General features: G+C 44.0%; 6 protein-coding genes. All 6 read left to right on the top strand.

What is annotated here, in order from left to right; translation table 11 throughout:
- Positions 1–4,052, top strand: a 4,052-nt coding sequence (locus HP439_RS14220; RefSeq protein WP_172391001.1) for a hybrid sensor histidine kinase/response regulator transcription factor, incomplete at its 5' end; no start/stop codon positions are given.
- Positions 4,053–4,247: 195 nt separating this feature from the next.
- Entirely contained in the window at positions 4,248–4,913 is a 666-nt protein-coding gene (gene fsa / locus HP439_RS14215; protein WP_172391000.1) for a fructose-6-phosphate aldolase, read from the top strand.
- A gap of 57 nt (positions 4,914–4,970) precedes the next feature.
- Positions 4,971–5,864 (top strand): alpha/beta hydrolase, encoded by an 894-nt coding sequence (locus tag HP439_RS14210; protein ID WP_172390999.1) that lies wholly within the window; start codon positions 4,971–4,973, stop codon positions 5,862–5,864.
- A 44-nt stretch (positions 5,865–5,908) separates the two neighbouring features.
- Positions 5,909–8,365 (top strand): glycoside hydrolase family 95 protein, encoded by a 2,457-nt coding sequence (locus HP439_RS14205; RefSeq protein WP_216657858.1) that lies wholly within the window; start codon positions 5,909–5,911, stop codon positions 8,363–8,365.
- Positions 8,366–8,428: 63 nt separating this feature from the next.
- Positions 8,429–9,994, top strand: coding sequence for a glycoside hydrolase family 43 protein (locus tag HP439_RS14200; RefSeq protein WP_172390998.1), 1,566 nt, complete (start codon positions 8,429–8,431; stop codon positions 9,992–9,994).
- A gap of 224 nt (positions 9,995–10,218) precedes the next feature.
- Positions 10,219–12,123 carry a sialate O-acetylesterase gene (locus HP439_RS14195; protein WP_172390997.1) on the top strand — a complete coding sequence of 635 codons (1,905 nt, stop codon included), beginning with the start codon at positions 10,219–10,221 and terminating at the stop codon, positions 12,121–12,123.
- Positions 12,124–12,450: the final 327 nt, after the last annotated feature.

Genomic DNA, 12,450 nt, shown 5'->3' with positions numbered 1-12,450 from the left:
TGTCCGTCACTGCGCAAGAATTGCCGGTCTCATTTCAGCGCTATTATTCCAAGGATGGTTTGACATCTAATACGATATACGCGATTCATAGAGACACTTACGGCTTTCTTTGGCTGGGAACAGAGGATGGACTTACACGGTTTGACGGCTCGTCTTATAAAGCTTACCGCTACGACGCGAATGCCGATCATGGATTACAGACAAATCACATCACTTCCTTGTGTGAGGACTCAAAAGGTCGTATATGGATCGGCACAAACGGAGGAGGATTAAGTTATTACGACCGAACCTTAGATCAGATTTACACGTATACGCATACACCCGGCGGTAAGCCGATGAATACCGCTATTACTGCGCTTGCAACGGACAAAAACGGTAATATATGGGTTTGCTCTTACGGTGCTGTTTTTGTTATTAATGTCCAGAATCCGAGTGAACCTTGTTCAAAGCAGTACGATGAAGTTCAGAAGATTTTTTCGGGAAAAGTGTCTCGCTATGTATATAAAGATCAGCAGGAGGGAATGTGGGTATCTGCTGAAGGCAGCGTCTACCATTTTAATGAAGATTTAAGAAAAGCTAAACGATATGAGCTCGTGAGCCAACCCTCCATAAAGGGAACCACCGTCGAAATTACTTCGATTGTTGAAGATATGCGCGGTCGTATTTGGGTAGGATCGATCGACGGTCTGAGCTATTTAGATAAAAATGCGATCTCCTTTACGAAGTTTGTCGATCCAACGACCCGTAATACAGGAAGCAGCAGGATGATTTACGCGCTCGCTGTTGATGGTAAAGGCGGCTTGTGGGTAGGTACGGATAACGGCCTGGATGTAATACATACAGAGGATTTTACGACGCGAACGTTCTTACCACAACCGATGAATATTCGTAGTTTGAGTCACAAATCAATTCGATCTATCTACGTCGATGATTTTGGTATATACTGGGTTGGCACATTCCAGGGGGGACTGAGTAAGTACGATACCAACCTCAGTCAATTCAACTTAAAAAGTGTGGATGTGCTACGCGATCACAGCTCTGGGAAAAATATGATCACATCCTTCGCCGAATGTAATGATCGGGTACTCCTTGGTACCGACGGAGCTGGGGTGTTCAGTTACTTTCGAGAAACTGACAGACTAGTGCCATTATATGTCGGTAAGGCAGGGAATAAGCAATTTTCTGATTTAACGGTGATGACCCTGGAGCGTGATAAATCGAACGTATGGATCGGTACTTATCAAGACGGATTGTTTCAGCTGGATTTAAAAAAAAATCAATTAAAGCAGTATCGCCAAGGTAAGCATGCAGATCAATTAAGCAATCCAGACATATTTTGTTTAAAAACAGATCGCTTCGATAGACTTTGGATTGGCACGAACGGCGCCGGCATCAATATACTGCAGCACGGAGATTCGGTAGCAAAGTATCCTGCCGTCAATCGCGATATTCAGGGAAAGCCCAATCCTTCCGGAAATTTTATACGCGCCTTTGCTGAAGATAAACAGGGAAACATGTGGATTGCGACCTACGGTTCGGGCGTTTCCGTATTTAATGCTAACAACCACACTAATACCTTCTTTAATAAAAAAGATAACAATTTACCAAGTAATTATGTGTTGTCTATTCACGTCGATGCGCAACAGCGGGTATGGGTAGGAACAAATGGAAACGGTGTTGGCTTGCTACGTTATGGTCAGAACAAATTTGAGAATTTCTCCGAAAAAGATGGATTGATTAATGGGGTAATCCAAAGTATCGTTGAAGACCAATCCGGGCGGATATGGTTTAGTACTAATAAAGGTCTAAGTTGTTATGATCCTGATGCTAAGGTGTTTAAAAATTACACACACTCGGCAGGGCTTCAAGAAGGAGCATTCATGCTAGGTTCCGGGTTGATCCTTTCCGACGGGGAAATGTTCTTTGGAGGACAGAATGGATTTAATCACTTTTACTCCAGCCAATTGAAATTAAACGCCAATCGAGCAAACGTGGTATTGACGGATCTTCGAATAGACAATAAAGTTATTCAACCGTCCAAAGACGGTATACTGACGCAGTCACTGTTGACAGCGGAATCAGTCCGTCTTCAGTATAAACAAAACTTCTCCATCTCTTTTACCGCATTGAATTTGACGGTGCCCGAAGAGAATCAATACCAGTATAGATTACAAGGAGTTGATAAAGATTGGATTCCAGCGGGAAAGGAACGAAGCGCTTATTATACCAATCTTGACCCCGGGAAATACGTTTTTCAAGTAAGGGCAAGTAATAACGATGGTCTTTGGAATGACAAAATAAAGTCTATTGAGGTTTTCGTTGCCCCACCATTTTGGCGTACCATATATGCATATATTTTTTATGTGCTCTTATTTTTCACGATTCTTCTTTTTATCCGTGACCGAGGCATTCGCCGTTTGAAACAGCGGTTCGCACTGGAACAAGAGCGTATCCAGGCGAAACAACAGATTGAACAACAACAACGGGACGCCGAAGCTCTACACGAGCTGGATCGAATGAAAATTAAATTTTTAACGAACCTTAGTCATGAGTTTCGAACGCCGATATCGCTGATTGTTGGTCCTGTTGATAATCTTCTATCCATGGAAGGCTCCGATAAGCGATCCACAGAGCTAAGCCTTATTAAGCGAAATGCACGTCGTTTATTAAATTTGGTAAATCAGCTTCTGGATTTCCGAAAAATGGAAGAGCATGAAGTGAAATTGCACAATTCAGAAGGAGACCTTGTCGCCTTTATCGACGAAGTGTTCCAATCTTTTCAGGATATGGCCATGAGTAAGGGGATTGACTATTCCTTTCTTACGGTAAAAAAACAGCTTTATTGCACTTTCGATCAAGACAAAGTCGAACGTATACTGTTCAACCTAATTTCCAACGCCTTTAAATTTACCCCAAAAGGAGGAGATATCTCTGTTTCTTTGGTTGAGGTGCTAACTGTCGGTGATCAGGTACGCGTGTATATCCAAGTCAAGGATACCGGCATTGGGATTCCTGAAAAAGAACAGCAAGCAATATTTGAAAGCTTCTTCCAGCACGAAACGCAAGGCCAGGTGTTAAACCAGGGAACGGGAATCGGGTTATCTATTGTGAAGACCTTTGTCAACATGTACGCAGGTGAAATCGAAGTACAGAGTTCGGTAGGATCCGGTAGCGCCTTCAAATTTAGTCTTTTGCTTGATAGTGTAAAAGAACAATCCAACCAAAAGGTACTTACCGAGCAGTTGGAGAACGGTACAGACCAGGTGAATTTCATAACTGAAGCTACTCAAAAGCCGAGTGTTTTAATTGTCGAAGATGATGACGATTTTAGATGCTTTCTTAAAGAATCTCTCCGGCGGGATTACACTATTTACGAAGCGGCAAACGGGAAGGAGGGCTGGCAAAAAGCACTTTTCCATCACCCTAATATTATTGTCAGCGACGTACAGATGCCCGTTATGAACGGGATGAAACTTGCACAGAAACTAGCTCAAGATAAACGTACCAAACATATACCCGTGATCCTTTTGACAGCGTCGCAAGTAGAAAATGGGCTGATATGCGGACTAGAATCGGGAGCTATTGATTACATTACCAAACCTTTTGACAATGCCGTATTATTTGCCAAAATACACAGTTTACTCGTACTTAATCAAGCTTTCAAAGATGTCTATAGTAAGCAAGTGTCAATAGTAGGTCCTGAATTAGAAATCGTTTCCGAGAAAGATAAATTTCTACAGAACGTGCACAACTATGTGTACGAGAATATGGACAATCCGCAACTCTCGGTGGAAAGTTTAAGTGGACATTTAGCGATTAGTAGGGCATCACTATATAACCGACTGCTTGAATTTTCAGGAATGACGCCGGTTGATTTTATACGTTCTGCAAAATTAGAACGTGCAGCCGCACTTTTGGAAAAAAGCGATAAGACCATCGCTGAGGTCGCTTATGAGACCGGATTTGCAAATCCAAATTACTTTACAAAAGTTTTCAAAAGCAAGTATCACATGACACCATCGGAGTTTATACAATCGGTGAAAAATAACTAAAAATAGTCCGTTCAAAGCGATTAAGGGCGCTATGGAGCGTTTAAAGAATATGAATTAGACATTTTTACCCTTCTTTTTTTTATATGTTTCATTGAAACATTGGTTGATTGTTTAGTTTTGGTATTGCGGTGTAGCGCTTTAATCTACACAACTACATAAACCTGTCTCATGAGACCAACATTTAAAATATAGCGAATGAAATTTTTTATTGATACAGCCAATTTAGCGCATATCCAGGAAGCCCAAGATTTAGGTATACTAGATGGCGTCACGACAAATCCATCCCTAATGGCGAAAGAAGGTATTAGCGGAGAGGAAAACGTCCGTAATCATTACAAAGCAATCTGTGCAATTACCGATGGGGATGTCAGTGCAGAGGTGATCTCGACAACTTATGAAGAAATAATTCGAGAGGGAGAAGCACTGGCGGCATTGGACAGCAAGATTGTGGTCAAAGTACCCATAATCAAGGATGGGATCAAAGCAATAAAATACTTTAGTCAAAATGGTATTAAAACGAATTGCACCTTGGTTTTTTCAGCCGGTCAGGCCTTATTGGCTGCCAAAGCCGGTGCTACTTATGTTTCCCCATTCATAGGTCGACTCGATGATATCTCGGTCAATGGTCTTGATCTTATCGAAGAAATTCGGATGATCTACGATAATTACGGTTTCCAAACGCAGATCCTTGCAGTATCTGTACGACACAGCGCACACCTTTTAGGCTGTGCGAAGATCGGTGCAGACGTCATGACAGGGCCGTTGTCTACCATTGTTTCCTTATTGAAACATCCGCTAACCGATAGTGGTTTAGCGCAATTTCTGACAGATCACCGGCGAGCAAGCGAAGGTAATCGGTAAGAGTCCTCCCATTCGTTCCGATCATAAATCGCTCTTTGGAGCACTAATAAACCAGCTATGATAAAATTAATTTGTATGATATGTGGCGCCATTTTATGGTGCGCGACCGCCGGAGCACAAAATTTGGCCCCAGCAGGATTTGATGTCCGAAAGGAACTTGTTTCCTATGGGAAGGTAGACAGTATAACTTACTTTTCGAAAACGGTTGGTGTTGACCGAAAGGCCTTAATTTATACACCTCCAGGGTATTCTGGCGCAAAAAAATATCCAGTGCTTTATCTGTTGCACGGTATAGGTGGCGACGAGAAAGAATGGTTTAGTCAGGGTGCTCCAAACATTATTCTTGATAACCTATATGCAGCCGGAAAGCTGGAAGATATGATTGTAGTGCTCCCAAATGGGCGGGCGATGCAGGATGATCGGGCAATAGGTAATATAATGGCTGCAGACAAAGTGGAAGCATTTGCTACTTTTGAGAAGGATCTGCTGAAAGATTTGATTCCATTCGTAGAAGAACATTATCCAGTGGAGAAAGACGCTGAGCATCGGGCTATTTTCGGTTTGTCAATGGGTGGCGGCCAAGCCCTTAATTTTGGATTGGGCAACCTCGATCATTTCGCTTGGGTGGGTGGATTTTCGTCGGCTCCAAATACCCGAACACCTGAACAATTGGTACCTAGGCCGCAAGAGGCTAAGCAAAAGCTAAAATTGCTTTGGATATCTTGTGGCGATCAAGATCGGTTGATTGATAATAGCACGAGGACACACGACTATCTAATACAGCACAATGTACCACATGTGTTTTATATAGAGCCAGGAGGGCATGATTTTAATGTGTGGAAAAATGATCTTTATATGGTGTCGCAACTTCTTTTTAAGGAGGTAGATTATAGCCAGTTGAAGGATATTAGTCCGGTAAAATATACTCCCAAAGCGGCACGTAATGATTAATAACAAAAGCTGCCGGTCCATCGTAAACCTATGAAATACCATCTATGAAAGTAACTCTCATCATGATTTTTTCGCTACTATGCGGTAGTATACTCCTTGTCAGCGCATTGTCTGTCCGAGCGCAAGATCAACCCCTTAAATTGTGGTATGATCAGCCCGCGAATGCAGCGGTTTGGGAGGAGGCCTTACCAATCGGAAACGGCCGGTTGGGGGCTATGGTATACGGTATACCTCAACGTGAAGAACTTCAGCTCAATGAAGAAACCATATGGGCCGGAGGTCCCTATCGGAATGATAATGAAAAGGCGGCAGGGAAACTCCCTGAGATACAGCGAATGATTTTTGAAGGGAAGACACGTGCAGCCGATAAATTAATCAATGAGACGTTTTTTACCAAGACACACGGCATGCCTTTTCAGACCGCAGGCAGTATCGTAATAAATTTCCCTGGTCACCAAACATACTCCGATTACTATCGCGAATTGGATCTTGACAAAGCAGTAACGTTCAGCCGATATAAGGTAGACGGGGTCACCTTCACCCGGCAAGTTTTTTCATCTTTTGCCGACGATGTCATTATGATGAAAATCACGGCTAGTAAAAAAGGGGCTTTGAATTTTGATCTAACATACAACAATCGCGCAGAACACCATGTATTTAAGAAAGAGAATAGTCTGGTGCTTGAAGGTCGCGGTTCCGATCACGAAGGTATTCAGGCGCAGATCGTCTATCAGACACATACATCTGTAAAAAATCAGGATGGAAATGTAACTCTCAGCGATGACAGGCTAACGGTGAGAGATGCTACGTCGGTGGTCGTATATATATCGGTAGGAACCAACTTTAAGGATTACAAATCCGTAACTGCTGATCCTGAACAGGCCGCCGCATCTAAATTGGCGGCAGCGATGAAGAGGCGGTTTACAACGGCAGCCAAACAGCATACGGCTATTTATAGCAAGCAATTTCACCGTTTTAAACTCTATTTAGGTGCTGACGCTGAAGCTTCTAAACTAACTACAGCTAGCCGTGTCGCACAATTTCAATCGACGCAGGATCCAGCATTAGTTACGCTACTTGCCCAATTCGGACGTTATCTACTCATTTGTTCCTCGCAGCCCGGCGGCCAGCCGGCGAATTTACAGGGGATTTGGAATCATTCGTTGCAACCGGCCTGGGACAGTAAGTACACCATCAATATCAATGCAGAAATGAATTACTGGCCCGCCGAAGTAACCAATCTCTCCCAGACACATCAGCCGCTGTTCCAAATGATAAAAGAACTCGCCGAAAGCGGTCAAGGTACCGCTAAGACACTGTATAATGCGGATGGATGGGTCGCGCATCACAATACGGATATATGGCGAGTTACCGGTCCGATAGATTTTGCTGCTGCAGGCATGTGGCCCACCGGCGGAACTTGGTTGACACAACATTTATGGGAACACTATCTGTATACCGGCAATAAAGATTTTTTACGCGAGGTGTATCCCGTCATGAAAGGTGCATCCGACTTTTTGCTGACTACACTCATTCCGCATCCAGCACATAAGGATAAAGGTTGGATGGTATTATCGCCTTCGATCTCGCCAGAGCAAGGACCGATCTCCGCAGGCGTCACCATGGACAATCAGTTGGTATTTGATATGTTGACACGTACAGCGTTAGCCAGCGAAGTATTGGGCGAGGACACGGATTACAGGGCAAAGCTTCAAGCGATGGCCAGGCGAATCCCGCCAATGCAGATCGGAAAATATACACAATTGCAGGAATGGCTGGAAGATCTCGACGATCCAAAAAATGATCATCGGCATGTGTCGCATCTGTATGGACTATATCCGGGTAACCAAATCTCGCCGTATGGTACCCCAGAGCTTTTTGAAGCAGCGCGTAATTCTCTAATCTATCGAGGTGATCTTGCTACCGGATGGTCTATCGGATGGAAGGTTAACCTTTGGGCTCGTCTATTGGACGGAAACCATGCCTATAAAATCATTAACAATATGTTGACGATCCTGAACAGCGGTAATAAAGAGGGACGTACATATCCCAATATGTTCACGGCCCATCCTCCCTTCCAAATTGATGGCAACTTCGGGTTGACTGCTGGAGTGGCGGAAATGCTGATCCAAAGTCACGATGGCGCGGTGCACCTGCTACCCGCTCTTGCGGATGTTTGGCACACCGGTTTCGTATCAGGAATCAAAGCACGTGGTGGTTTCGAGGTTGATATGGGTTGGTCGGAAGGAGACTTAACGAAGGTGACGGTCAAATCTTCGATTGGTGGAAATTTGAGGCTGCGTACCTATGTACCATTGCGTGGTAAAGGATTGAAAGAAGCGGTAGGAGCGAATCCAAATCCTTTGCTTAATCCAGTAGCGGGAACAGCGGCTATCATCTCTTCTCAGGCAACCGTGAAGGGGAACATACTGAAAAAAGTATTCGAATACGACGTAGCGACACTTGCAGGTGGTAAGTATACATTTACAATTGCGGACTAACCAAAAAAAAAAGTTAGATAATAATCTGCAGATAAAAATGAAAGATTAAGTAATACCGATAATATGAATAAACTTGCTTCTAAAATTACCGTCGCTATATATACAGGCTTGGTTTGTTTGTTGAGCACCAGTTACGCTCAAAACGCAAAAAATCCCATTATCTTTTCGGACGTTCCAGATATGTCTATGATCCGGGTGGGGGACACTTATTACATGAGTAGTACAACCATGCACATGAACCCAGGGCTGCCGCTGATGAAATCCAAAGATCTGGTCAATTGGCAACTTTTTGGTTATGGCCATGCTTCCTTGCAGGATATGGACGAACTCAACCTGAACAACGGTAAAAGTACCTATGGTAGGGGATCCTGGGCCAGCAGTATCCGGTATCACAACCGTATGTATTACCTCAGCACATTTTCCCAGACTACAGGTAAGACCTATGTGTATATGACAAAGAATATCGAAAAGGGTCCTTGGATCACTAAGGAGTTTGAACCGATGATGCATGACCATACGCTTTTCTTCGAAGGAGACAAAATCTATATGATATGGGGTGGGGGTAAGTTGAATATTGTCGAACTAAAATCTGATTTCTCGGGTATCAAGCCCGAAACACAACGTGTACTAATCGAGAATGCAACGTTGCCAAGTACGCCTGAAGGTACCAAAGGAGGTCTACACGCTGAAGGATCCCAACTGTTTCAGGTCAACGGCAAATACTACCTGTTCAACATATCATGGCCTCCTGGAGGTATGCGTACCGTGATCGTACACCGCGCCGATAAGCTAGAGGGTCCGTACGAAGGCCGCGTCATGTTGCAGGATCAGGGTGTTGCCCAGGGCGGTCTGATCGACATGCCGAACGGTGAGTGGTACGCTTATTTATTTCAAGATCATGGAGCGATAGGGCGTATCCCTTTCATGGTGCCGGTCAAATGGGAAGACGGGTGGCCTGTGTTGGGAATAGACGGTAAGGTGCCTCTAGAGCTCGACCTTCCGGCAAGTAAGGGCTTAATACCGGGGATCGTTAGTTCGGATGATTTCAGTCGCAAAAAAGGAGAACCACCGCTGCCTTTGGCATGGCAGTGGAATCACAATCCAGTCGATCATCTTTGGTCGGTGACAGAGCGCAAGGGCTATTTACGACTGAAGACTGAACGTGTGGATATGGATTTTTTACAAGCTAGAAATACCTTGACGCAGCGCACGATAGGCCCTACCTGTATTGGATCTACTGCAATTGAAGTTTCTCAGATGAAGGATGGTGATTTCGCCGGTCTGTCTTTATTGCAGAAAAATTACGGCTTGGTCGGAGTACGGATAGACGGTAGCGAAAAATCCTTGGTGATGATTAACACAACAACAGGAGTCCCCGAAGAAGTCGCCAATATTCCGTTAACCCGGCAAAAGGTATACTTAAAGGCAGAGTGCGATTTTACCGATAAAAAGGATGTCGCGAATTTCTTTTATAGTTTAGACGGTAGAGAATGGAACGCCATCGGGACGGAATTAAAGATGGCCTATACGATACCTCATTTTATGGGATACCGTTTCGGTCTATTTAATTATGCGACCAAGACAACAGGTGGTTACGTGGATTTTGACTACTTCGACATTAGCCAATAAAAAAGACAAAAAAAGGGGCTATTAAGTGAAACAACCTTAAACTCCCATACTGGTGAAGAGGATGACTTAATTACGCGTTCTCTCGAAGCTAAACGACTGATAGAGTACTCACAATATATACATCTTAAAGGAACTAAAGTACACGCTCTGATTTTTTTTGGCGGGGGGTGACACCGATCGACGGCCAATAAAAAAACATGTTTGATACAAAAAATAAGGTTCAAATGGTTAAACGAATTTACAAGAGAGGGCTATTGTCAACCGTTATTACGCTCGCAATTACTGTAGTTTTTGTGCACTTAGCAAGTACAGCAGTAAATGCGGCAATACGACTTCCTGATCTAATCGCCGATGGCATGGTATTGCAGCGTGACACTAAGCTGAAAATTTGGGGATGGGCCGATGCCGGCGAAAAGGTAACGGTGCGCTTTCGGAGCAAGCACTACTATACGCAAGCAAATCCGGAAGGCAGATGGACGGTAGAGCTACCGGCACAACGATATGGGGGTCCATTTATTATGGAAATAAACGAGATCACTATTCGTGATATTCTCATTGGTGATGTTTGGCTCTGCTCGGGACAATCAAATATGGAAACGCCAATTGTAAGGCTGGTTGATAAATACCCGGAGATTAGTGTGTCGAACAACCATATGATTCGCCATTTCAAGGTGCCGACACAAAATACCGTACATAGCGTACAGGAGAATATTGAAAGAGGTGCCAGATGGTATTCCGGTATCGCCTCCGAGGTGATGAACTGGACTGCGCTAGCGTATTTTTATGCCCAGGAAGCTTACCAGCATACAGGCGTGCCGGTGGGCATGTTGGTATCTAGTCTTGGCGGCAGTAATATTGAAAGTTGGATCAGTCAAGAACACCTACAAGAATTCCCTTTGCTTGTGGTTGATCGTTCCGCATTGGAGAGTCTTCGTATGGCGGAGGTAGACCAGGGAGCTGTTGACTGGGTAAAACGCCAATGGGATGATAGCGATTGGTCTACTGCAAAGGTTCCCGGTGACTGGAAATCCCAAGGGATCCAAGCTCACGGCGTTGTATATTTCAGGAAGACATTTGATATTCCAGTGGGTAAGGAGGGACGTCACGCAAAACTTTATATGGGAAATATGACTGATAGCGACTCGATATTCGTCAACGGTTCCTTTGTGGGATCCACCTCATACATGTATCCACCTCGTAAATATAATATTCCAGCAGGTGTCCTGAAAGCGGGAAAGAATAATATTACCGTTAGACTTCGCGCGAATTCCGGCAACGGCGCTTTCGTCGAAGGTAAATTGTATAACGTTAAAGTGGATGATTTTGAAGTGAATCTGGCAGGAACATGGAAATACAAAATTGGTATGGACCTTCGTCATGTGAAAGAATATAGGGATCGACTTCAAAATCTGGTGTCTGCCGGATCGGGGCTTTACAACGGAATGATTCATCCACTTCGGGATTACGCTGTCACAGGCGTGATTTGGTATCAAGGGGAATCAAACACAGGCCAACCACAGCTGTACCATCGATATTTGAAACTGCTCCTCGATAATTGGCGGACCGCCTGGCGACGTCCAGATCTACCGTTCCTGCTAGTGCAGCTTCCCAATTTCATGGCTAAGCAAGAGGAGCCATCCGAGTCCGGATGGGCGGCTATCCGTGAAGCGCAGCTCAAGGTGGCACAACAGGATTCTTATTCAGCTATAGCTGTGAGCTACGATATCGGCGAATGGAATGATATCCATCCTTTAAACAAGAAAGATATGGCTAAACGACTATTCTTAGGAGCGAGGAAGATTGTTTACGGTGAAAAGATAATCAGTTCAGGTCCTGTATATCAAGAAATGACTATTGCAGATGACAAGATCGTACTTTCTTTCAGTGAGGTGGGTACCGGATTGGCAAGTAGAGGTGGCGAGACGCTAAAGCAGTTCGCCATCGCAGGCGACGATCATAAGTTTGTTTGGGCCCGAGCGGTTATTAAAGGGAATAAGGTAATCGTAAGCCATCCACAGATCAAAAATCCGGTTGCGGTAAGATATGCTTGGAGCGACAATCCTCAAGACGCCAATCTTATGAACAAGGAAGGCCTATTAGCTAGTCCCTTTCGGACAGATCAATGGTAAAAGATAAACAAAAGCGGAAGTCAAACTATGAAAAACCTAAAATTGATTTTCAATCGAAGCTTAACGAAGCTCTAAAGGAGTTGGTTTGATTTCTTATAGTTGTCTAAATTCGAGGACTAATCTTTTTAGATAATACCCGCAATCGGTATCACTGTTGTTAACGTCCTCCCAGAGATTAATTGTGCTGGTTAGTTCAGGTGTTCATTACTTGGCTTTTTAATGCCCCTTATGGTCTTTGAGGCGAATACAAGTGCCTGGATGATTACCGCGATTACAATCAGGATCACGAGCTCCAAGTAAGAAAACAAGTTGGTAAAATAAGTCATG

This window comes from Sphingobacterium shayense (assembly GCF_013179575.1).
GTDB lineage: Bacteria > Bacteroidota > Bacteroidia > Sphingobacteriales > Sphingobacteriaceae > Sphingobacterium > Sphingobacterium shayense.
The sequence above is the reverse complement of the archived record's forward strand: the minus strand, read 5'-3'. Positions and strand labels throughout refer to the sequence as shown.

Coding starts and splice junctions, on each gene's coding strand:
- fsa (WP_172391000.1), top strand. CDS start 4,248: ATGAAATTTTTTATTGATACAGCCAATTTAGCGCATATCCAGGAAGCC.
- HP439_RS14205 (WP_216657858.1), top strand. CDS start 5,909: ATGAAAGTAACTCTCATCATGATTTTTTCGCTACTATGCGGTAGTATA.
- HP439_RS14200 (WP_172390998.1), top strand. CDS start 8,429: ATGAATAAACTTGCTTCTAAAATTACCGTCGCTATATATACAGGCTTG.
- HP439_RS14195 (WP_172390997.1), top strand. CDS start 10,219: ATGGTTAAACGAATTTACAAGAGAGGGCTATTGTCAACCGTTATTACG.
- HP439_RS14210 (WP_172390999.1), top strand. CDS start 4,971: ATGATAAAATTAATTTGTATGATATGTGGCGCCATTTTATGGTGCGCG.